The 22,632-nt window shown below is 61.4% G+C and carries 23 protein-coding genes; 7 read left to right on the forward strand and 16 right to left on the reverse strand.

From position 1 onward, the window contains the following. The first annotated feature begins 79 nt into the window (after positions 1–79). The 3 genes from ppk2 to B0G71_RS36650 all read left to right on the forward strand — a co-directional run bounded on the left by ppk2 (position 80) and on the right by B0G71_RS36650 (position 2,889). The gene (gene ppk2, locus B0G71_RS36640; RefSeq protein WP_116148111.1) at positions 80–904 is read left to right on the forward strand and encodes a polyphosphate kinase 2; all 825 of its coding nucleotides are present in this window, start codon (positions 80–82) and stop codon (positions 902–904) included. 251 nt (positions 905–1,155) lie between these two features. Next, a complete protein-coding gene (locus tag B0G71_RS36645; protein ID WP_116148112.1) occupies positions 1,156–2,112 on the forward strand; it encodes a Na/Pi cotransporter family protein in 957 nt (318 codons plus the stop codon). 597 nt (positions 2,113–2,709) lie between these two features. Beyond that, a complete protein-coding gene (locus B0G71_RS36650) occupies positions 2,710–2,889 on the forward strand; it encodes a hypothetical protein (protein WP_258875737.1) in 180 nt (59 codons plus the stop codon). A gap of 222 nt (positions 2,890–3,111) precedes the next feature. Here the strand turns inward: B0G71_RS36650 and B0G71_RS42585 are convergent, their stop codons facing one another. The 4 genes from B0G71_RS42585 to B0G71_RS36670 form a co-directional block, all read right to left on the reverse strand. Further along, positions 3,112–3,366 carry a hypothetical protein gene (locus B0G71_RS42585; RefSeq protein WP_181916889.1) on the reverse strand — a complete coding sequence of 85 codons (255 nt, stop codon included), beginning with the start codon at positions 3,364–3,366 and terminating at the stop codon, positions 3,112–3,114. 133 nt (positions 3,367–3,499) lie between these two features. Continuing rightward, on the reverse strand, positions 3,500–3,691 hold the full coding sequence (locus B0G71_RS36660) for a hypothetical protein (protein WP_116148114.1): 192 nt from the start codon (positions 3,689–3,691) through the stop codon (positions 3,500–3,502). Positions 3,692–4,082: 391 nt separating this feature from the next. Beyond that, the gene (locus B0G71_RS36665) at positions 4,083–5,534 is read right to left on the reverse strand and encodes an IS1182 family transposase (protein ID WP_116148115.1); all 1,452 of its coding nucleotides are present in this window, start codon (positions 5,532–5,534) and stop codon (positions 4,083–4,085) included. A gap of 428 nt (positions 5,535–5,962) precedes the next feature. Next, a complete protein-coding gene (locus tag B0G71_RS36670; protein ID WP_116148117.1) occupies positions 5,963–6,361 on the reverse strand; it encodes a DUF4440 domain-containing protein in 399 nt (132 codons plus the stop codon). 616 nt (positions 6,362–6,977) lie between these two features. On the opposite strand from B0G71_RS36670, the gene B0G71_RS36675 reads away from it, so the two are divergent. Next, the gene (locus B0G71_RS36675) at positions 6,978–7,169 is read left to right on the forward strand and encodes a hypothetical protein (protein WP_116148119.1); all 192 of its coding nucleotides are present in this window, start codon (positions 6,978–6,980) and stop codon (positions 7,167–7,169) included. Between the two features lie 188 nt (positions 7,170–7,357). Here B0G71_RS36675 and B0G71_RS36680 read toward each other — a convergent pair whose 3' ends face one another. The 6 genes from B0G71_RS36680 to B0G71_RS36705 all read right to left on the reverse strand — a co-directional run bounded on the left by B0G71_RS36680 (position 7,358) and on the right by B0G71_RS36705 (position 13,119). Next, positions 7,358–8,560: a porin gene (locus B0G71_RS36680; protein WP_116148121.1), complete on the reverse strand. Its 1,203-nt coding sequence runs from the start codon at positions 8,558–8,560 to the stop codon at positions 7,358–7,360. A gap of 57 nt (positions 8,561–8,617) precedes the next feature. Beyond that, positions 8,618–9,073 (reverse strand): TIGR00725 family protein, encoded by a 456-nt coding sequence (locus B0G71_RS36685; RefSeq protein WP_116149204.1) that lies wholly within the window; start codon positions 9,071–9,073, stop codon positions 8,618–8,620. Between the two features lie 70 nt (positions 9,074–9,143). Continuing rightward, entirely contained in the window at positions 9,144–9,986 is an 843-nt protein-coding gene (locus B0G71_RS36690) for an ABC transporter permease (RefSeq protein WP_116148123.1), read from the reverse strand. A 37-nt stretch (positions 9,987–10,023) separates the two neighbouring features. Beyond that, positions 10,024–11,112 (reverse strand): extracellular solute-binding protein, encoded by a 1,089-nt coding sequence (locus tag B0G71_RS36695; protein WP_116148125.1) that lies wholly within the window; start codon positions 11,110–11,112, stop codon positions 10,024–10,026. A gap of 113 nt (positions 11,113–11,225) precedes the next feature. Then, on the reverse strand, positions 11,226–12,266 hold the full coding sequence (locus tag B0G71_RS36700; protein ID WP_116148127.1) for an ABC transporter ATP-binding protein: 1,041 nt from the start codon (positions 12,264–12,266) through the stop codon (positions 11,226–11,228). 4 nt (positions 12,267–12,270) lie between these two features. After that, the gene (locus B0G71_RS36705) at positions 12,271–13,119 is read right to left on the reverse strand and encodes an ABC transporter permease (RefSeq protein WP_116148129.1); all 849 of its coding nucleotides are present in this window, start codon (positions 13,117–13,119) and stop codon (positions 12,271–12,273) included. 161 nt (positions 13,120–13,280) lie between these two features. Between B0G71_RS36705 and B0G71_RS36710 the strand changes: the two genes are divergently transcribed. Next, entirely contained in the window at positions 13,281–14,225 is a 945-nt protein-coding gene (locus B0G71_RS36710; RefSeq protein WP_116148131.1) for a LysR substrate-binding domain-containing protein, read from the forward strand. A 222-nt stretch (positions 14,226–14,447) separates the two neighbouring features. Here the strand turns inward: B0G71_RS36710 and B0G71_RS36715 are convergent, their stop codons facing one another. The 5 genes from B0G71_RS36715 to B0G71_RS36735 form a co-directional block, all read right to left on the reverse strand. Then, positions 14,448–15,137, reverse strand: a complete 690-nt coding sequence (locus B0G71_RS36715) for a TonB family protein (protein ID WP_258875738.1) — start codon at positions 15,135–15,137, stop codon at positions 14,448–14,450. A gap of 37 nt (positions 15,138–15,174) precedes the next feature. Beyond that, positions 15,175–15,573, reverse strand: a complete 399-nt coding sequence (locus B0G71_RS36720; protein WP_116148133.1) for a biopolymer transporter ExbD — start codon at positions 15,571–15,573, stop codon at positions 15,175–15,177. Next, positions 15,570–16,163, reverse strand: coding sequence for a MotA/TolQ/ExbB proton channel family protein (locus B0G71_RS36725; protein ID WP_116148134.1), 594 nt, complete (start codon positions 16,161–16,163; stop codon positions 15,570–15,572). Before B0G71_RS36725 ends, B0G71_RS36720 begins: the two co-directional genes overlap by 4 nt. A gap of 25 nt (positions 16,164–16,188) precedes the next feature. Then, on the reverse strand, positions 16,189–18,540 hold the full coding sequence (locus B0G71_RS36730) for a TonB-dependent receptor (protein ID WP_181916890.1): 2,352 nt from the start codon (positions 18,538–18,540) through the stop codon (positions 16,189–16,191). Between the two features lie 264 nt (positions 18,541–18,804). Further along, the gene (locus tag B0G71_RS36735) at positions 18,805–19,596 is read right to left on the reverse strand and encodes a phytanoyl-CoA dioxygenase family protein (protein ID WP_116148136.1); all 792 of its coding nucleotides are present in this window, start codon (positions 19,594–19,596) and stop codon (positions 18,805–18,807) included. Between the two features lie 195 nt (positions 19,597–19,791). On the opposite strand from B0G71_RS36735, the gene B0G71_RS41610 reads away from it, so the two are divergent. Beyond that, positions 19,792–19,968 carry a hypothetical protein gene (locus B0G71_RS41610; RefSeq protein ID WP_181916891.1) on the forward strand — a complete coding sequence of 59 codons (177 nt, stop codon included), beginning with the start codon at positions 19,792–19,794 and terminating at the stop codon, positions 19,966–19,968. 92 nt (positions 19,969–20,060) lie between these two features. Next, entirely contained in the window at positions 20,061–20,987 is a 927-nt protein-coding gene (locus B0G71_RS36740; protein ID WP_116148138.1) for an NAD(P)/FAD-dependent oxidoreductase, read from the forward strand. A 674-nt stretch (positions 20,988–21,661) separates the two neighbouring features. Here the strand turns inward: B0G71_RS36740 and B0G71_RS36745 are convergent. Next, positions 21,662–22,585, reverse strand: coding sequence for a phosphorylase (locus tag B0G71_RS36745; protein ID WP_116148140.1), 924 nt, complete (start codon positions 22,583–22,585; stop codon positions 21,662–21,664). Positions 22,586–22,632 lie beyond the last annotated feature (47 nt).

Here is a 22,632-nt window from a genome sequence, read left to right on the forward strand (position 1 = left end):
GTCGCCAATTTCGCGGCTTGTTCAGTGTAGCCCTAAGTGCGGCAAGGCAGCAAACCCGACATGCCGAGGGAGAAAGGCGATGAAGGATGCAAAGGTAGGTGCAAGTCCGACAGAGGCAAACAGGCGACATCATTTGGGAAACAGGGAGTACGAGAAAGAGCTCGCTCGCCTTCACGTCGAACTGGTCAAGCTCCAGCAATGGGTCGTTGCGACAGGCGCCAAGATATGTGTGATATTCGAAGGGCGCGACGGTGCGGGAAAGGGCGGTACGATCAAGGCGATTACCGAGCGCGTGAGTCCGCGCATATTTCACGTCGTCGCATTGCCAGCGCCATCCGACCGCGAAAGATCGCAGATGTATATGCAACGTTATCTGCCGCATCTTCCCGCGAGCGGCGAGATCGTCCTGTTCGATCGCAGCTGGTACAACCGAGCCGGGGTGGAACGGGTCATGGGGTTCTGCACCGAAGAACAGGCGAGGATTTTTCTGAAAGACGCGCCATTGGTCGAGCGGGCGGTGACTGATTCCGGCGTCATTTTGCTCAAGTATTGGCTTGAAGTTGGAATGGCAGAGCAGACGCGTCGATTGGAAGCGCGTATTCATGATCAACGGAAAATCTGGAAGCTGTCACCGATGGATCTCGAGTCATACCAGCGGTGGTACGATTACTCCCGCGCACGCGACGAAATGTTCATGGCGACCGACACGGAGTTTGCGCCCTGGTACGTCGTGAAGTCGGATGACAAGAAGCGCGCACGCCTCGATCTCATTAGCCACTTACTAAGCAAGATTCCCTATAAGGAGGTGGCCCGCGACAAGGTCACGTTGCCCAAACGACAGAAGCCCGGAGATTACAAAGAGCCTGACTATCCATTCAGGTTTATCGCGGAGGTTCGCAGGTAACTTTCCGCTACCGACCCTGTCGCAAACGCGGCGTTCGATGAAACGCGTCCAGTAGCTGTGAACCACGCCGAGGCGACAGGCCGGCGCAACTCGCGGGGTGTTCTGCCTTTCGGCAGCGGCGGGGGAGAGATGGTGGTCAGAACCCCGAAGCGGGTACATACTTGGCATGCGGCGCAGCATTGTCTTCCGTCGACGTGATCTCAACACTCGAACGGCTTCCCGCACAGAGGAGAACGGACAAGGAGGTCGCCATGACACCAATCCAGGGACTGTTCGCCGCGGCCTCCGCGGTTCTTCTTTTCCTTTACGGCCTTCAGGGCTTTAGCCGCGAACTGCAGGAAGTCGGGGGCACGGCGCTGCAGTCATGGCTCGAACGTGTGACAGCAAGCCGCTGGCTCGGGTTTCTGGTTGGTGCATTCGCCACAGCGATTGTGCAGTCAAGCAGCGCAATCACAGCGCTTGCGGTCACTCTTGTGGACGCGTCCGTCATTTCCTTCCGCGCCAGTCTTGGGATCCTGCTCGGCAGCAATGTCGGGACCACTGCAACTGCCTGGTTGGTCTCCTTCAAACTCACGGGTATCGGACCGATATTCATCGTACTTGGCGCCTTGATTTCGATGTTGCCGATCCGCGCCAGGTACATCGGAAAAGCTGTTTTCTATTTTGGATTGATCTTCTTCGCGTTGGATCTGATATCCGCGGAACTGAGGCCTCTGCAAAATCGCCCGCAGTTCAAGGAATGGCTGGCACTAGCAGAGGCTCCTTGGGCAGGCGTGCTTGCCGGCTTGCTATTCACTGCGTTGGTCCAGTCAAGCAGCGTCACCACGGGTCTGGCGATTCTCCTCGTCCAGCAGGGGGTGCTACCGCCGCAGGCCGCGATACCGATTGTCATTGGCTCGAACGTCGGCTCGACCTCAACTGCGTTGGTTGCAGGTCTCGGGATGAGTTCCATCGCAAGAGCTACGGCGATTACGAACTTTCTGTTCAATGCGACCGGGGTGCTGTGCTACTTTCCATTCCTGAGATCCTTTTCAAGAGCGATGGTGGATTTAACAACCAACCCGGGGATGGCGGTGGCATGGGCGCATCTGATATTCAATTTTACCGTCGCAATCTGCTTTCTTCTGGCGCTGACGTGGGTTGAACCCTTGCTCAGAAAGTGGCTGGGTGCCGAGGCTCGAAGTGCAAGTTCAGAGCCGGCGTCCTGAGTGGTCGCTATCACCGCCGCGTGAATTTTTGGCTCGGTGAGAGGAAGGCCATCGCTGACAGAGCGGTCGAGCGTCCGTCCATACGCTTTGACTCCGTAAATAGGTGCGACCTTGAGCAAAGTGCGATTCCGGTTAGGACGATCAAGGCAATGCGTCAACTTGCGGACTGCCACCAACAAATGGTTTCAAATCATCGGAGTTCGTCATGGGTAGAGATCGATGCACAGCATTCCTATCTATGTGACATAAGCTTTAGTTGTCGTTCGCAGTGGTTGTAGTAGCTTTTTAGAAATGTCCGGTTCTGGCTCATTAGAAATGTCGGGTTTCCTGCTCCGTGCTGACCGTTGTGGCGCATGTTGCGGCATCACAGCCAGGCCGGAGCCAGACCATGAGCGGACGTGGATTCATCACGATCAGCATGAACCGCCGATCGAGATGACTATGGTATTAACGGCGGGTGTCGAAAGTTGAACAGTCGTCCCGCCAGCGATCAACGAACGTTGGCACTGACCGAATAGCAAGGACCCTGACGGTGCGAAGCGGCGATCAAGACGCCGGACGACAATCAAACTCCCATCAACTCAACGGGAGTCGGTCATGGGAAGCATTCAAAGCCGTGAGCCTTGGAGCAAGGATATGTTGGTCGGTCAGAAGCCGCCGCTGAAGCCGAAAGATGTCTGGGCGATCCGAATTCACCTCCAGAATAGTCACGCTGTTCGTGATTTGGCGCTGTCCAATCTTGCGACCGACAGCAAAAGCTGCGAGCCGACGGTATGAAGATACGTGGGCGTCTATGAAACATAGAAGGTATCGACGGCGAGGCGGATGTCGTCGCGCCTGATTACGGGACTGCGCAACACTGAACTGACCAGCTCCGCGTCAACCGTCAGATCATCGAGAAACGGGTGACGACCTGGGTCTGTCGGAGAATCATGCTGCGGATAAGCGCTTCGAAGTCGATGGCGCCGGCGCTGCGAGCAGGTTTCTGCATGCCCACGACTATCCTGAGACGAAAAAATCGACGTCGTCCGGGACGCCATTGCGCTTCACTCGTCCGCTGAGATTGCCGATCGCGGGGAGCCGGAAGTCGCGCTTGTCCATTTCGGCGCTCATGTCGAGGTCATGGCGTCTCACGACGCATTTGAGTCGTTGATCTTTCACTGCTCTGAACGGCTCTTGTGGGGCCGTGTGGGACCAACGCGGCGCAAAAACGGGACGAATGCGAAGTGATGCCGGCGAGAGAATCGGTTTCATGGCCGATATCTATGGGCGCAACGAACTGACGCTCCCGCTACGTCGCGCATGAGGCTCTCCCCGGGACAGTGGCGTGCTTCATGTCGGACTGCTGGCCAGAGACGACGCATGATTGACGGCAGTAGCGCTCCATCTAAAACCCGAGCCCGACGCCGACGCTTCCGAAACCACTCCCACCGAAACTGCCCGCCCCGATCCCGATGCCGAAACTGGGGCGCGGCGCATAATAGCCGGGCGGGTCGCCGTAGCCGTAGTAGGGCGGCTGGGCGGCGACGCAACCCGCAATACCGAACGCTAAAGCCAGGATGCCAAGTAGCTTGATCATGACGCGCTCCCTTCCATCAGCAGGACAGGGACATCGCGAGCAAGATTCGGTCCCTCGCTCGCCGTCCCCGAGGCAGCGACATTCCGCGCATGCATCCATGCATGCGTCGGCCAAATAGCCGTCCGATCAAACGTCCAAGTGCGATTCTTTGCATCGAGCCATCGAGCCATCGAGCCAACTCGTTTCGACAATGATCGCAGCGCCGACCGAAAGATCGAGATGGGGTGTCCCTGCGATGTCCGCCGTCCGGCTCAGTGCGGCCGAGGTTGTGTAAAAACGTATGGGCCGACAGGCGGGTAGGACAACTGTGAGGCCGCCGCGTCTTCGCAGTCGACGATTTCTGAAGGCTGACCAGATTGAGATGCGCCGGCGAGCATGGGCAGGCGTGAGATTACGCGCCTGCCAGCTTCATCGCTCGCAGTGTCTTCGCAAATCCGAGGATCTTCATCACGCGTTTGAGGTTGTACGCCAGCACATGCAAGCTCATTTCGGTCGAGACGTTCCCAAGCCTGCGCATCTGGAAGTGGGTTGAGCCCATCCAGTGCTTCAGCGTGCCAAACACGTGCTCGACCGTCCGTCGCCGTATTGTCATCGCATCAAGCTGACGATCCAGTCTGCGTTGCATTCTGTCGAGTACCGCTTCGTGTTCCCATCGGCGAATGCGCCGATACGGCGCCGGCGTGCACTGCTTTCTGAGTGGACAGTGTGGGCAGGCACTGCTCCAGTAGGTCCGCAATTTCAGCAGATTCGCCCTTTCAAACGAGGTGTACCGGTAAATCGCACGCTGGCCCGCCGGACATAGATACTGGTCGTCTTTGGCGATATAAATGAAGTCAGCCCGATCGAAGCGGCCGTCGGCCTTTGCACCAGATGTTTGCGTCTTAGGTACCAGTGCCGCGATACCCGCGTCGTCGCACGCCTTGATCTCTGGTGCGCTGAAATATCCACGGTCTGCCAGCGCCTTGATTTTCTTCTTCCCCATCGCGTCGCGCGCCGCTTTGGCCATCGGACTCAACTGCGTCCGGTCGTTGCCGACGTTCGTAACTTCGTGGGTAACGATGAGGTGGTGCCGGGCGTCGACGGCGACCTGAACGTTATAGCCAACCACGCCCGTACCCTTGGCTTGGGAGATCATCGAGCGTGAGTCCGGGTCGGTCAGTGAGATCTGCTTTTCCGGCAGATCGTTCAGGAGTTCCGCTGCGCGTTTCAGATCGCGCATCTGTTCACGCAGCGTCTCGATCTTCTCCCGTAGGCGTTCAGTCTTCGCTTCTACCTCGGCCGGCTGAGTGCGATCGGCGGTCTCCAGCGCGTCCAGATAACGCTGGATGCTTTGCTCGATCTGCTCCTGACGCCGTGCAATCTTGTTGGGCGTGAAGTTGTTGTCGCGGCTGTTGACCGCCTTGAACTTGCTACCGTCGATGGCTACGACCGCTTGTGTGAACAGCTTCAGGTCACGGCATATCATCACGAAGCGACGGCACACGTTGCGAATGCCTTCGCCATTGCTCCGCCTGAACTCGGCAATCGTCTTGAAGTCCGGCGCAAGCCGGCCGGTCAGCCACATCAATTCGACATTGCGCTGGCACTCCCGCTCCAGGCGTCGGCTAGACTGCACGCGATTGAGATAGCCGTAGATATAGATCTTGAGCAGTACGGCTGGGTGGTAAGAAGGTCGCCCGGTGCTTGCCGGCGTAGTGCCTTCGAATCCGAGGGATGCCAGTTCGAGTTCTTCGACGAATGCGTCGACAATCCGCACAGGATTATCTTCAGCGATAAAGTCATCGAGACATTCCGGCAGGAGTGTCGTCTGATTGCGTTCCGCACCTTCGACAAATCGCCCCATCTGCGCCTCTCGATCCAGCAGGTTGATTCAGTCTAGATGATCATCTGAGTTTTTACACAACCTCGGCCGGGAGCGGCCGTTGGCCCAAGCTTTTGCGCGGACGCTCGAATGTCGGCTCTGCCCTGGACAACGGACCTTCTTACGCCGATCATGTCGGTCGGATCGTCGGCCTTCTGGATAGGTTTGCACAACGCCACAACGCCGCCTTGCGCTCGGGGAACGATGAACTCAAACGCAAGCTCGAAGCTCTTGCCACAACGGGGAGGCTTCTCCGGTGAACGTCGTGCGGACCCTGCGAGTCACGATTATGGAAAACTTCATTGGTATGTTTTCGATGTTGCGTGTCGGCCGGCGCCCAAGCCCAGCTTCCGCACCGGGCCGGGGAGCCAAGGAAGCAGTAGCGCACTCGCCGAGCGAGGCCTCGCCGCTCAAGCTGCAGTTGGCCGAGGCGTCGTGGGACTCACGCTCCACGAGTGCGCTTTGATGCGCAGCGTGGAGCCTTCCTGCTGGGCAATGAGTAGGAAGTTTCCGCCGATGTCCATGGTCCGCTCATCCGGCACATTGATATTCCCAGTCCAGGTTCCGGATTCCCAAGCCACATTTCCATCAGATCTGCAAAGCCCTTGCTGGATTTCCAAATGGTTCCAGACGGTCGTTGCCACTTCGGCCCATTCTTCGATCCCCTTTCGGCCGGTCACGGCTTCCTGGCCCGCCGGGACGAGAATGGCGTCTTCGGCAAACAGAGCCACCCAACCGATCGTATCGTGAGAATTGACTGTATCGACGAACCTACCGTTCAACGCGGAAAAAGCCTGTGAGATGTCCATGGTGCTGCCTCCATGAGGCGTGAAGTTGGTGAGACTAAACCAACCGGAATGAGATGTTCGGTACTTCGCGTGACGCCAAGCGTTAATCACAACCAGACCATCGCGCTGCGCGCGTGGCGAACCCTAAAAACATCCAAAGGGGCGTGCCCTGCCCACGCTTAGTGCCACTAGGGCTGGCTGTCGAGTAGCGCGATTGATCGGACTAAAGGAACAGCACTTCTTCGACCTCTCCTGTCATCTATTGCGTGGGTGACGATGGAATTGTCGCGTCGCCCGTACCGCAGAAATCGTCAGTGGGGAGGAAACCGTAAACAGGGTTTGCCGATGGCGTCGCCGATTACTTGACGTTCGCCGTGACGACATGGATGGCCGAAGAAACCCCTTGACGCAAACTCGGCTTGCCGCGCTACGTCATGGTCGGAAGCGCGGCTTTCCCGCGCCTCCGACCATGCAAGACTGGCTCTTTGCGGCCAACACCACTTGACGGACTAACTCAGGGCATGAAGCCGCCATTCAGGTTCTCCTCGGGGACTTAGCTTTAGTTCGATACGGCTATTGCGACTTGAAAATCGGGCTGGGGCCGTCTAGCGTAGTTCGAAGTAGAGAGGAGCCACAGATGATCGTATACAAATTCGGCTATGGAGGCAGCGCAGACTCGCCCGATATCAGTCCGTTCGTCGTCAAGCTCGAAACGTGGTTGCGCATGTCGGACCTGCCGTACGAGACGTGCATCGGCAACCTGGCAAAGATGCCGAAGCACAAACTGCCCGTGGCGTTGATCGATGGAAAACTCGTTCACGGACTTTAACTCAGCGGCAGCTCATCTGCCTTTGGCTGCTTTGTTAAGGAACGAGGTCTCTTGCCGCTACCCGACACGTGACCGCGAATTCTGTCGCGTCTTCAGACCCAGACGCTCAACTGCGCGTCCGGGTTTGCGTCCACAAAACATGAAACCGCTACGTCACGTGCATCTGACGATACACACAACACACAGCATCAGAAGCGGTGCACAAGACCCGCACCGACCGCAATCTGGCTGCGCGACGACGCCGGAGTGCTACTGAATCCATCGCCCAGCGATGGTTTCGCGACTATCACCTTGCCGTTACTCCACAAGGTGTCACCATTCGCGCGCTGATAGGACTGGACCGCATATACGCCGGTACGCTTCGACAGAGCGTAGTACTGCGACAACGTGAACTGTTGATACTGCGCGGCGCTCGTGATCCCGTTCGCTTTGGTAGCGCGCGTGTAGCTGTAGCCGGCAGCGAAATCCCACGCGCTGGCGGGCTTGAAATGCAGTACCGCGCCCGCCGTGTTGAAAATCGCAGTATCGCGAAACGTCGAACCGATGCCGGGGATGTACTGGACGTTCGAGTACGACGCCGACACGTCCCAGGCGGCCGAGAAGCGATAGCCACCCGTCACCGCGACGCGCTGCTGCGCCTGCGCGGTCTGGTAGCCGTAGTTGATCGCCGAGACGGCCGTTTGCGCGCCACCGTTTGAGGTGGTCGACGACGCGCCCCAAGCGCCACCGCCCGGCGTCGAGTTGTTCACCCGCTGAGCCGCGGCACCGATCCCGAATGGGCCGTTTTGGTATCGCAATCCTGCGCTCCAGGTCGAGCCCGCGTCAACGCTGCCCGGCACGCCGCCGAACGCGTATGACGCGCTGAACGTGAAGCCGCCCAGTGTCGGCGACTGGTAGACGAGCGAGTTATTGGCGCGGTATATGTTGTCAAGCGAATCGATATCGCCCGGGTGCGCACCGAAATACCCGGTCAGCCAGGTGGTCGGGCTCCAAGGCGCCAGCATGTTGTAGTAGGCCGTGTACTGGCGTCCAGCAGTCAGTGTGCCGTAACGGTCGTTGGTCACGCCAACCCACGATTGCCGAGTGAACATCCCCCCCGTGAACTGCGAAGTGCCATTCGTGCTGTTGAACCCCGCTTCCAGCGTAAAGATAGCCTTGGTACCGCTCCCGAGATCCTCGCTGCCTTTAAGACCGAACCGGCTGCCAGCCCACACGCCCGCAGTCATCTTGACGAGAGAATGGCCGCCCGAAGTTGAGCCCAACGAAGTCGCGCTGTTCTGCCATGCGAGGCCGTTGTCGGCAACACCGTACAGCGTCACGCTGCTTTGTGCATGGGCGCCCACGCAGACACCGCCCAGCATGCACGAGGCGACGATGGTCTTTTTTATCATTAGTAATCCTATTTTGTGTTGAGAAAACGAAAAATGTCGCGGCTTCGCCTTCCCCGTTCAGGCGAGCGTGGTCAGCCAGCGCGCCGCGCGGAGGAGCAGGTCGTCTGCCGAATCGAACGTCTCGACGCCCGCCACCTGCGGCGCGTCGCACACCGCGAATACCGGCTTGCCCCATTGCAACCCGAGCGCGATCTCGGACAGTGTGCCTAGCCCGCCGCCCACCGCAACGAGGCACAGCGATGAACGCGCGATCAACGCATTGCGTGTTATGCCGAGCCCGGTCGGCAGTGCGACGCTCAGGTACGGGTTTGCGCCTTCAGCGTCGTCCTCGGGCAGTAGGCCAATCGCTATGCCGTCAGCGCGGAAAGCTCCGCGAGCGGCCGCTTCCATTACGCCACCCTTACCGCCGCCGACGATCGCGATGCGCGCTTTTGCGAGCGCGTGCGCGATCGATTCAGCTATCCGCAGTTGTTCCTCAGTGGCCGCTCTTGGGCCGATCACGCCAACCGGCATCAGGTGCCGATTCGCGCAGCGCTGACGTTCCGCGAGATCGGCGAGGGCAACCGCGACGAGCCGCTCATGTTCAGTGTTGCCTTGGTCTGACAATCCATTCCCCCATTGCAAGAACGCAGGTGCAAAGCGCTGTCAGTACGATCGACAGTACGGCTGCCTGCGAGAAATCGGTTTGCCCATCGGACAGCTTCAGATACAGCAAAAGCGGCAGAATGTTGATCTGCGTGCCGGCCAGAGCGACGGCGGTACCGTAGGTGCCGAGCGCGATCGCTGCGACGAGGCACCAGGCCGCAGCCACCGACGGCCACAGCTCGCGCCAGGCCACGTCGAGCCAGGCGCGCCACGGCCGCGCACCGAGCGTGAGCGCCGCATCGAGCGGCCGCCGGTCGAAGTTGGCGAAGGCCGGATAGAGCATCAGCGCGACGCGCGGGATCAGGTAGTACGCGTAGGCGATCGCCAGGCCCGCGCTGGTATAGATCAGGCCTCCTATCTGCGCCGGATTCGCGCCGAGCTTGGCGAGCAGCATCGTCACGAAGCCGGCGCGGCCGAAGCTCAGGATGAAGCCGTAGGCGATCACCAGGCCCGAGAAGGCGAGCGGCACGCCAAGCGCGGCGAGCGAGAGTCGCCGCCTCGCCGGCGACTGCCCGGCCAGCGCGATTGCCAGAACCATGCCGATCGCCGTCGACAGCGTGCCGGTGGCGGCCGCCAGGCCCAGCGAGCGGCCGATCGCATCGGCCACCAGCGGATCACCGAACACGGAGGCAAACGCGCGGCCGCCGCCGTCGAAAGCGGCGCCGACCAGAGCCGCGAGCGGCAGCGCGAATGCGATTGCGAACAGCAAGCCGGCCGGCAACGCGCCAAAGCGGCGCAGCAGCCCCGCGTCGCGGGTGGCGAGAGTCGAGCTCCGTGTCATCGCGGGCGTCCCTGATCGTTACCGGTGATCACTGGATTCACTGCCCGAGCGTAGCCTGCGACCACAGCTGGTCGACCTGCGCCTTCTTCGCGGCGGCCTTGGCCACGTCGAGCGGGTGCACCTGCGGCGCGTTCGGCATCTTGGCTGCGATCTCCGGCGCCAGCGTCAAGCCGGGCACGGCAGGCCGCACATAACCCTGCGCGAACAGCGCTTGCCCTGCATCGCTCATCACAAAGTTGAGCCAGAGTTGGGCTGCCGACGGATTGGGCGCATTCTTGACCAGGCTCATCGCATACGGCGCCGACGCGCTGCCATCTTGCGGAATCACCACCTCGGCCGCGTCGCCCATACCGTCCGTGTACTTGGCCTTCAGGCCGTCGTTCTCATAGCCGATCAGGACCGGGATCTCCCCCTTCACGAACTTCGCATAGGGCGTGGTGCCCTCCACGCGCAGGACATTGCCGGCCGTCTTCAGCTTGCCGAAGAAATCCGCGCCCGGCTTCGGATCGTCGACGCTGCCGCCCATCGCGTAGGCGGCGGCGAACACGTCCACCTGCCCCTGGCCGGTTGAGCGCGGGTCAAGATAGACTACTGCGTTCTTGTATTCGGGCTTCAGCAGATCGGACCAGCGCTTCGGCACGTCCTTCACCAGCTTACGGTTGACGAGGAAGGCAACGTTCAGCGAATGCACCGTGAACCAGCGGGCGCCGGGATCGCGGAACACCGGCGGCAGTTTGTCGAAGTTGAGCGGCTTGAACGGCGCGACCACGTCCCTGGCCGTCGCGTCGAGAGCCGAGGCGGCGAAGTAATAGGCCGTGTCGGCCTGCGGGCGGCGGCGCGACTTGTCGAGCGTGACCACGGTGGCGGCCGAACCGATGTCGTTGTAGGTGATCTCGACCTTCGGATAGCGCTTGCGGAATTCGGCGAACAGAGCTTTCCAGTTGGCCCACTCGGGACCCGTGTCAAACGAGGCCAGCATACCTTCGTCGGCAGCCTTCTCATAGAGCGCGTCCTCGCCGGGATAAAGCGGCGCCGGTAGCGCGGCATGGGCCGCGCAGGCGACGAGCGTGCCGAACGCGAGCGCAGTCGCGCGTATGCGTTGAATCAGGGTGGGACCTGCAAACATCGTAGTTCTCCGTAATGCGTGTGGGTGTCCGCCGAGGCGGGCGAGTGTGTGTTGATCAGTCATGCGAACAGGTCCAGCTACGATCCAGCCGATGGTGCGGTGTCGATGAGCGTTCATTCGCGCACCGTGGCCGGCAAAACGCGCAGATGGCACGGATCAATCGCGATGCTGTGCACGGCCACCTCGCGCCCCTCACCAAGAAGGGGCGTGGTGGCGCCGTGCGGGATGAAGTCGTAGCGATGTGTCGAGCCGAAATAACGGACCTCGCCACACGCACCGTGGATGCGGTTTGCACACCCCTGCTCGGGATCAGCTTGCACGTGTTCGGGGCGCAGCAACAGCTCGACGGCGTCGCCCTCGCGCAGCGAGCCGGACGGGGCGCACAGCGTCGTGAAGCCGACATCGATGCGATCAGTCGCGACCACGCGCCCGGGCAGGATCGTCGAATGGCCGATGAAGCGCGCGACACGTGCCGAGACCGGCTGTTCGTAGAGTTCGCGCGGCGTACCGACCTGCAGCAGGCGGCCGCCGTCAACGATCGCGACGCGATCGGCCATGCTGAGCGCTTCGTCCTGATCGTGTGTGACAAGCAGAGTGGTCGCGCCACAGGCGCGTTGCAATGTGCGGATCTCGTCGCGCAGTTGATGACGAATACCAGCGTCGAGCGCCGCCAGCGGCTCGTCGAGCAGCAGCACGCGCGGCTCGATCACGAGCGCCCGCGCCAGCGCGACACGCTGCTGCTGGCCACCCGACAGTTGCGTCGGAAGTCGCCCGGCGTGACTCGTCAGGCCGACGCGCTCGAGCATTGCCAACGCCTGGCGGCGCCTCTCGGCCAAGCCGATGCCACGCATCCTCAGACCGTAGGCGACGTTGTCGGTCACGCTTAGGTGCGGAAATAGCGCGTATTGCTGGAACACCATGCCGACGCCGCGCTTCCAGACCGGCTGCTCAGCCACGTCCTGTTCGCCAATCACGATACGACCGGCATAGCCCGTCAGCAGGCCCGCCGTTAGCCGCAACAGCGTCGACTTGCCCGAACCGCTCTGGCCGATTACGGCGAGCAGCTCGCCCGGCGCAGCCTTCAGCGAGATGTCGGAGATGCCGTGCGAAGCGCCCGGGTAGGTGTAGCTGACGGTATCGAATTCGAGGCTCATGGCATTACTTCAGTCGTTGCACGGTGGTGATTGAGGCGAGTGTGGCCGCCACGGCGAGCACGAGCAGCACGACGGTTGCCGCGCATGCAAAGCCCGATGCGCCATAGAACGCCTGTAGCAGCAGCACCGGATAGTTGCGATAGCGAAAGCCCGCGATCAGATTCGAAATCTGGAATTCGCCGATAGACAGTGCCGCCACCATCACCAGGCCGGCGAACAGGCTGTGACGTAGGTTCGGCAGTACCACGGTCAGGAACTGGCGCGAGGGCGCGGCGCCGAGCGTGGCCGCGCAGGCCTCGAGCGTGGCTAGATCGAGATGGCGCAAGTCGGCGAGTAGCGTCTGCAGCAGGTAGGGCAGCGTCAGCACCGCATGCGCGGCGATCATCAGCCACAGCGTGCCGAGCCAAGGCAGCGTGTCGCCGCCGAATACGGCGATATAGCCGAATCCGAGTGTGAGCGCCGGCACGGCGATCGGCATCAGCATTACGAGCCGGGCGACGAGCCCGCGCCCGGCTCTTGCCCGGTGGTTCAGCGCATAGGCGAGCGGCACACCAAGCACTGCATTCAGCGCGCAGCATGCGAGTGCCACCGTGAGACTTGTCGCGAACGCGCGGCGAAAGCTACGGTCGGCCGCCAGTTCGGCGTACCAATGACCGGTCAGGCCGGTTGGCAGCAGCGTGTTGGTCCAGCTTTGACCCATCGAGCCGATCACCAGCAGCGCGATCGGAAGCAGCAGGTAGAGCGCGAACAGCACCACCACGGCACGTACAAGCATGCGGCCCGGCGATGGCGAACGGTCGCCACGACGAACAGGAACGCCAGCGGCGCTGGCCGCGGCAGCATAGGATGACATCAGCGAATCCGGTGGTGAGCAGAGGAGACAGCGCAAAACCCCGTCTAATCAATGACTTGGAATTGCGATAACGGGTGTCATTGTGCGTTGCCGACATGGCATCGTCATGAAAAAAAAGTACAAAGTCCGCATCGTGCTTTGCGAATCTGGAACATCACGCCATGAAACATCTGTATCCGAACATCGCTGAACTGCATGCGTTCACCAGCTCGGCCAAGCATCTGAATTTTTCGTATGCGGCGCGCGAGCTGTGCCTGACGCCGAGCGCGGTGAGCCGGCAGATCGCGAATCTGGAGGTGCTGTTCGGAATGAAGCTGTTCGTGAGAGAGGGGCGCAACCTGTCCCTGACGCGTGCCGGACAGGTCTATCACGCGCGCGTCACAGGCCCGCTGCGCGAGATCGGCAACGCCTCGCTTGAATTGCTGAGTGTGCGCGAGGACAGCGACCTGCTGACCATCGCCAGCGTGCCGACCTTCACTACCAAGTGGCTAGTGCCGAGGTTAACGTCGTTCCTCACGGCAGCGCCTAACATCACACTGAGCTTCCGGCGCCATCTCGCGCACGGCGATCCGTTCCCACTCGGACTCGATGCAGCGATCCGTTATGGCGACGGCCGCTGGGATGGGGTGAACTGCGATTATCTGGCGGGGCGCACTTTTGTGCCTGTCTGTTCGCCCGAATTCGCAGCGAAGCATACGTTGCGCACACCGCCTGACCTCGCGGCCGCGCCAAGGCTTGTGCACGAGCAGGCAGAAAGCGTCTGGCTTGTATGGTCTGAAAGACATGAGATCACGCACATGAACGCGTTCTCTGGACCGCGCTTCGAGCAGTACGCAGTGCTGATCCAGGCTGCGCAATCTGGACTCGGCCTTGCGCTCGTACCAGCGTTCCTGATTGGCGCAGCACTCGATGCGGGTACGCTCGTGCAGCCCGTCAATGCACCAGTTGATGTCGACAACCAGGGCCACTTCCTCTGCTACACGCCGGAGCGCCTCGACAAAAGCGCGGCGCTGCGCAAGCTGCGCGACTGGATGCTGGAGGAATTCTCGACGCACGATCCGGCGGCACCGGCTACGAGAACGCCAACTCGACGGGGCGGTTGTTAGGCGCGTGCCAGGCTCTTGAACATTCTTCCGTATGCCGCGTCCAGCGCGCCATTCGCAGACAGCGATCGAACATTGGCGTGACTTTGTAGATGCGCATTTCGGAGAAAAATCTGTTGCCATAGTCGGCCATTCGCTCATCCGGATTCTCATAAACACCGAGATCACGGACGTAGTACTAGCGGAGCTGAGTTGACCGCTTCCGCGGGCTCGGCGTTTCGCGTATCAATTCACGTTAAAGTGCACGCGAACGTCCTGATGACTTTCGACGGGCCGTCCATTCTCGATTGCCGGGAAGAAACGCCACTGCCCAAGCGTGGCAAGCAGGATCTGATTCAGCCGCGGGTTCTGCGTGGGCTTGACCAGTTCGACATCGAACGTACCGTCTGCATGGACAGCGAAGCGTGCAACGGCAACCGCTTGAAAGGCCTGATCCCGAAGATCGTCGGGGACTTCCGGAAGCGGTTGCGAGAGCAGCCGGGCCTGCTGGCTGACGGTCGCGGGTGAGCCTGCGGCTGAAGATGGCGCGCCGTGCTGCGCGATGTCGTCGCTTGGGGCTGGCGCCGCTTTCGACCCTGGCGTGATGGGCGCATCTTGCCGAGCGGCCGTGGCGCCTTGCTGCGCGTCGGGGGCGGGATGTGGCAGCGGCAGCACGCGAGGGGCCTGGTGCACGGCGCTGCTACGCGCCAACTGCAGCCGTCGTTGCGCAAGGGGCGCGGCATGGGACGCGGTGACGGCATCACGCCGGACGTTGCCCTGGGGCGTTTCGCTTGTGCGTGGCGCGGACGGCAGCTCCACGACCTGCAGTTCGATCGCCTGCGGGGGCGCTGCGGGTTGCCCGGAGCCAATGAGCCAGCGCACGTGGGAAAGGAAGAACCACCAGACCATCGCTGCCAGCGTTGCGGCAACGATCACGCGACGCCCATTGCGGTTGCCGTACAGCAGCGATTCTCTACTCACGATACACGGCAACGAGAAAGTGTTCGGCGCCGGCCTTGCGCGCTTCGAGTATGGCTTGCACAACCACGCCATGCGAAGCGCCGTCGTCGGCCGCCACGACAAGATTGCCGTCCTTTCGGAGCAGGTTCGTGACCGCCGCGCGAACTTCATCGAGCCGAACGGGCCGCTGGTTCACAAATATCTGGTTGGCGCGATTCACAGAGAGGGTGAGGGACTGCTCAACCTGCACCGGCTGCGCCTGTCCCCGCGGCAGGTCGACATGGACCGCATCGAGCCGCTGCATAGCCAGTGTCGTGAGCATGAACGTAGCCAGCAGAAAGAACATCACGTCGATCATCGGGATGATTTCGATGCGGCCACGTCGCGATATGCGTGCGCGCCGCAGCTTCATGAGACCGCTCCCGCACGTTCGCGCGCGAGGCGCAGGTCGCCAAGGCGCTCGTTCGCGAACGTCTCGATCTCCTCCATGAGCCGGTCCACGCGTCGCGAAAAATAGTTGAACGCAAAAAGCGCAACCAGTGCGATCACGAGACCGATGGCAGTAGCGACCAATGCCTGCGCGACGCCACCCGACACGCCCGAGGGACTGACGACGCCATCCCCGCCGATCAGCCGGAACGAATGCATCATGCCGACGATCGTGCCGAGCAATCCGAGCAGCGGCGCGGCGGTGACGATCGTTTCGAGCAGCCACAGACCGCGGCTCATGTCGCGCTCGATCTGCGAAGCGGCTTTTTCGATCTGCCCTTCGATACGCCAGACAGGCGTGCTGTCGTCGTCGAACAGGACGTCCACACGCCGTAAGACATGCTCGCCCGGCAGTGAGTGCGCGGCGCCATTGCGCGGCATACGCGCGTAGCGCCAGCAGACGTAAGCCCGGTCGAACGCGATCGCGAGCGCGACGATCGCCAGCAGGCTGAGCGGGTAGACGACCCAGCCGCCGAGCCTCAACGCCTCGGCGACACCTTTCCATTCGTTCATGACTGGCTCCTTCGTGCCGGAATAATCAGAAGTGCTTGGTAAGGCCGGCGTAGATCGCTCGCTGCGGGCCATACTGTGGCGCGCCTACGCCGATGCCGGATCCGTCACGCAGTTCGTAGACACGGCCGAAGGCATTGACCAGCACGAGCCGCGCATCGAACCTGCCGATCAGCGGCTCGCTGAAATGCTGGATCACGCCGAGGTTGACCTGCGCATACCATGGCAGACGCCCGGTGTTCGCAAAGCCGCTGCGAAGGCCGCTACCGACGATCGCATTTGTCGTGAAAGTCGTCTGGCCCAGGGCGTAGCTGCCACCGAACGACGCGGTAATGCGCTGATCGTGATCGAGGTAGACCAGGTGGTTTGCGATGTAGGCCAGTTCGTCGGCGCCGAAGTTGAATTGCGCCGATTCGATGTTCTTTCCCTGTGCCCGGCTGTACGCGACATTCAGATACGCAGTCACATTGTCCTGGTGGTAGCTCGACGTGAACTCCACGCCGTAGACGCGCCCGTGCTGGTAGTTGAACGGCGTGAAGATGAGCGCGGTGCCGAATTGCCCCTCGTCGAGCAGATCGCTGGCGCGCTTGTAATACGCGTCGAGTCCTACGGTCAGTGCAGACGTGAGGCGCTGGGTGACGCCGATGTCAAAGTAATCGGCGCGTTCGGGCTTCACCGGGTCGTTCTGCGAGGTCGGGCTCTGATTGGTCGTACCGTTGAACTTGCTGATCGTCGAATCGGACACGAGTTCGAACGCGGGCGGCGTGAAGTAGCGCGCGTATCCGGCGTGCAGCGTCGTCGCGTTGGTCGGCTGGTACACGAGTCCGACGCGCGGGCTTAGCTGTCCGGCCTGCACATACTCGTCCATGCGGTCGTAACGCAGACCATAGTTGAGTGTCAGCTTCGGCGTGATTTTCCACTCGTCCTGCGCATAGAGGCTGTACAGGTAGCCTGACTTGCTGTTCGCATCCTGAATCGTGAGCGGCTGGTCGGAGGTCTGATTTCCGTTCGCGTCGACGGGAAACACGGCCACGGTGTTGTCGAACACGGCATGTTCCTGCTGGAACAGGAGACCGGCACGCAGCGTGTGGTGATCATTGAGCCGCCAGGTGAAATCGGTCTGGACGCCATTCGCCTGGTTGCTGTGGAAGTCCTCGGAAGCGACGCCGTTGAAAATGAGGTCGCCCACCGGGTCCGGATTGAACTTGGTGCGTGTGTAGCGCGTGAAGAGCGCCACCTGATAGTCGAGCGCGCCACCGTTGGTGCCCTGCAGCGCGACTACCGCGAAATTGTTCAGCTCCGACTGGGTCTCGTTGAGGTTCGCCGAGTCGAACGTGGACTGGCTGTTCAGCGTGTAGACGGGGGCGAGCCCCGGCGTATTCGGAATCTGGAACTGGTTGCTTGCAGTGCCGAACATCACGGTCACGCGCGTGAGCGGGTTGAGCAGGTACGACATGTAACCGAAACCGTTGCCTTGGCGCGTGTGATCGTGCAGGGGGCTGCCGTCCGAAGTGGGCGCCTCGATGCCGAGATTGTTCTGGCCGAGCGAACCGGCGAAGTAATAGCTGAACGGGCCGCTCGAGCCGAACACGTCGGCGCTCGTCTGGATCGTCTGGTGACTGCCGCCGTATACGTCGATCGTGCCGCCGTTGCCGGCGTCGCCGGACTTGGTGCGGATGTCGACGATGCCCGCCGTGCGATAGCCGTACTGGGCCGGCAGCGCGCCCGTCACGAGATTCACCTGATCGATGATCCGCGTGTCGAGCGACTGCCCGAAACCGCTGATCGGTTCGGGAATGATGATGCCGTTGAGTCGGTACTGCAGGTTCGCGTGGTCGCCGCGCACGTGAAGCTGACCGTATGAATCGTTGGCGACGCCGGGCGCCTGCAGCAGAATCTGATTGAGCGGCGTGTTCGCGCCTTGTGGCGACGAGTCGATGTCGGCCTGCGTGATGCGGTAGACGCTTGCACCGACCTCGGGCAGCAGACCGTTGCGGGCGCGGTCAAGGCGCTGCACATTGACGGTGACGTCGAGCGTGGTGTCTTTCTGGAGCACGACGGCGAGCGGCTCGGGCACCTGTCCCGGCGTCACCGTCGCGACGCGGGTGACGGTGCCGTAGCCTGGGGCCTCCCCCTTGACGGCGTAGGTTCCGGGCGCGATGTGGTCGAGCTGGAAGTGCCCGCTGGCGTCAGCCGTCGTCCGTGCGACGCTTTTGCCGCTGGCGTCCTGAAGCGATATCTGGGCATGGTCGGGCGTGTGGCCCTGGGCGTCGGCCACCGTGCCGGCAAGTGCGGCGTCGCTACCGGCAGCGACTGCGCGGGAGCAAAGTGTACAGGCGAGCAGCAGCATACCGGCCTGCGATAGCGGCGATCGGTTCATTGTCTTGTTGTGGTTCAGGGGTGGACGTGCCTGATGTCAGGCCACGATGCGCCATCGACGACAGGGCGACGTTACGCAGCGGTAGCAATGTTATAACATTGCATTCAAGGTTGGCAATCCCCCGCGTGGCGCCAATCTTGAAACGCGGACAGCCGCAGCCTCAGGGGAACGTTAAGTGCGCACTTTTTGCCTGTCCATAATAGGTGTGGACGCACAAACAGGTCTGCACTTGTCGCGGCAATTTGACCGCTGCAGTGGACTGCCTCAATACGCGAACTTCTGATACGCCTCCGGCGCGCGGGCAATGTCCAGTCGATCCACGCGCGGCATATAGCGTAATAACCGCTTCGCCCGCAGGCTCAGGCGTTCGTCCACGTCGGCCGGCACGTCGATATGAACCTCCGGTCGAAAATACCATCTCCTGCTGTAGCCGATCACCACCATTGGGCGCGGCTGATCCGTTCTATTCGGCGTACCTCGATGCAGTGCGCGAACGTCCCGCACCATGACATCGCCGAGTTCCATCTGGACGGCCTGCAGACCGACCCGGTTCTCGCGCCACGCCTTCATGGCTTCGTCTGGACGCATGCGATGAGTGCCTAGCGTGGTTTCAAAGGGACCGTTCTCGAGGGAGACGTCGCACAGCGGAAAATTGACCGCCAACTGAAAAGAGGGCATTTCCGGCTGGTCATCGAACAACGGCGGCGTGTCGCGGTGGATGTCCTGATACGTCGAGCCATTCAGCGGCGTGTCGGTGGCAAGCTGGCACATCACCGGGTCGTCGCCGGCGACCCGCTCGACGATACCGAGAATGGCCGGGTCGCAAAAAATACTTTCGTCGGCGAACACACCCGCGAACGGCAGGGTGATGTAGTGCCGATTGTCGCCGCGCACAGCAGTTGTCCCCGAGGCGACGCGCTCGCGTAGCAGCGGCTCGAATGCCTCGCGCCAGGCTCTTAGCGTCGCCTGAGGAAAATGGCGTTTCAACACAACCATGCCATCGCGCTCGAACGTTGCCGCGTACTCGTCCAGTTCGTCTGAAGAGAGGATGGTCATGCTTGTCTCCTTTTGAAGTTATAGAGCTTTTATCGAAAGCATTCTGTTGAGCGTCAACCCGCGAACCGGCTGAAGAAGCTGACCGAGGAAGCGTCCGCACTCGAGCCCTTCAAAGCGGCCGCGGCACGCCGCATGCTTGTGTACGCAGCACCACGCGTCTGTTGGCATCAGTCTACCTATCGAAATGGAGTTTATATGACTACCGAATCCGCACGCCCAACGCCACCTCGTCAAACCGAGTCCGATCCGACCGCCGCGGACCGCCGGTTGAGCGAGCAGCAGAAAGAGTCGCTGAAGAATGAACCGGAGCCGCCGAAGCCGAATAGCGGCGAAAAACTGCCCGACCCGAAAGAGGTGGGCGAAGCCGGCTGATAGGGAGGCAGGCCGTGCCGCGAGCTTTTTGCTCGCCCGCACAGATTGCGCACCGAGCGGCCTTTCCTTGTGCTCGAAATGGAAGCTTTCCCATGGACGGTTCGGTCGACTGTGTGATCGTAGGCGGAGGGCCGGCCGGCTTGACTGCGGCACTCTATCTTGCGCGCTATCGCCGGACGACGAGAGTCTTTGACGCCGGCGAAAGTCGCGCGCGGCTTATCCCTGTTGCGCGCAACGTGCCGGGCTTTCCATCGGGCATCAACGGTGAGGCCTGGCTGGCCAACCTGCGCGAGCAACTCGCGCCGTACGACGTGACGCCCGAACCTGCCCGCGTGGAGGCCATCGAAGCTCTCAGCGATGGTTTCCGGATCGACTATCGTCCAATCGGAGGCGGCGACGCACAAACCGCGCGCTCGGTGCACGCCAGACGTGTGTTGCTCGCCGCAGGCATACGTGACGGACTGCCGTCGGTGCCGAACGTCGATGAACTGACACGCTCCGGCCTGTTTCGTCTCTGTCCGATATGCGACGGTTACGAGACTGAAGGCAAGGTTATAGCGATGTTAGGGCCTGCGAAGTGTGCGCTGTCACATGCCATCTTTATGCGGACATTTTCACGCGACGTGTCCGTGGTCGCGTCCGACCTCGACGCGCTATCGGATGCGGAAGTCGCTTCGGCTGCCGCTTGCGGCGTCAGTTTGATCGCGCTATCGAGACTCGACGCAATTCGGGGCGCTGGCCAGGCGGTGCAGATCATCGGCCAGAGCGGGGCTGTTCACCGTTTCGACTCGGTATATCCCGTCATGGGTTGCGATCCACGGACTGACGTATTGGGGCTCGACGTAGCGCGCGATGAGGACGGAATGGTGAGAACCGACAAACATCAGCGTACTAGCATTGAACGGCTCTATGCGGCCGGCGACATCGTCAATACCCTCAATCAGATCAGCGTCGCCTCAGGCGAAGCGGCCATTGCCGCGACGGCGATTCATAAGAGTCTTCCGCACAACGCACTTTGAAGTGCTTACGGAGTGCGCTGATCAGGGCGAAGCAACGCCGTGGCTCTGTGTCCGTCATTTCCGCTGCGCTGGTGAGGAATCGCCGGCAGGCGGCACGCCGCTTGCGCCGCCTCACGCATAGGAAGGCAGCCCGCCTGCCTGAAATACCGTCTTGGAGGTACGTCATGAAACATGGAAACAGGTCGTTCGTTGCTGTGGCTCTTGTTATCGCGTTGTCGTCTGCGGCAAGCGCGCGAGCTGGCGATGGCGCTGCGCGGAGCTCAACATCCGGCGCGGGCGCTGGTTCCGCGCAAGCCTTGGATCAGCAGGACTATGGTTCGCCCGGGGACGCGCGCACCGACGCGGGGGCGCGGACCAGTGCGGGTTCCGGCTCGACTGGTTCTGCGACCACCCGTTCCAATAGCGGGAAGACCAACGGGTTAAATATGGGTACAAAAAGCGGTGCGAACAGCGACGTCAATAGCGGGCTTAGCCGTTCGAAACAGAACGGTGGCCAGTAAAGATCGTCGCCGCTAGCGTCAAGAGCTACGAAGCCAAAAAAGCTTGAGTGATTCAAAAGCGTTGACAAGCATGTAGCGTCGTTGACGCGGACTAAGGACGATCGGCGTATTGCGGTTGAGTCGGTGTCCGCGACAGCCTGGGGCTATTTTTTGTGCCTCAAGCCTGAAAACGCGCTAACGCATTGGACCAACAGGCAGCGCGACTCGCGCAAGCGCGGCCATCGGCCCGAGCCGCTCGATCGCTCTCATCTGCGCCGCGTCGCGCACGAAGAGCGATCCGGCGAACCCGAGTGCGTTGATCGATACGCCCTCGACACGCTCTTCCGATCTCGGTACTAGCAACATCCAACGGCGTGTAACGAGCAGGTTGTAGGGCGCGGATTGATGAAGTTCACCGCCGACTTCGACTGGCGCGATGCCTGCGGCTTCGAGCAGCGCGCGGTAGCGGGACAGGAGCGACGGCGCCGCATCCACGGAAATCGCGGCACCGGGTTCGAGGCTCGCGAAAGCGTGCCGGAATGGCAGGCGCGGTACGGTTCGCGCCAGATCATCAAGGAGCGCGGTTGCCAGAACGGACTCGATGGGGACCGGCGGTTCAGAATCGCCGAGCGGCAACGGCACCATTTGCAGATGCTTATGCGCCTGGCTCGCCCCCGCAGCAGCGCCTGCATTGTAAAAACCGAGGCCGTCGAACTCGGCCATGCAGGCAATCAGCGACTCGAAGTCGGCCAGGTTGAGGAGTGCGTTCTGCGATTCGAAGTCACGGGTAACAATCAGCAGATGATTGTCGATGACATTGAACTTGTTGAGCAAAGCCAGATGCGTGTCGGAGATATCCGCGACAAAGAGGTCCGGCTCGTAGGGCAGGAATGGGTCTGCCGGCGCGTGATCCCTGTCGTGAAGCTTTGGTGTTTGCCGCCGCTGCTGCTCCTTGCGGATCAGGGTCGAGACCTGCCGCACGACAAAGCGGATGCCGTCGCTTTCCAGCACCGTCTGCGAAGTCTCGATCTGTTGCAGCGCACCGCAGCGTAGTGCGTGCTCCGCCTGGCGCAGCATGGCAGGCCATAGGGTTCCAGGTTCAAGGCGTCGGTTTTCCATGCTTCGTTGCGGAGATTAATTTGCGATTGGGGCAGCGGTGCATCGAT

The sequence above is a fragment of the Paraburkholderia sp. BL27I4N3 genome (assembly GCF_003386115.1).
GTDB lineage: Bacteria > Pseudomonadota > Gammaproteobacteria > Burkholderiales > Burkholderiaceae > Paraburkholderia.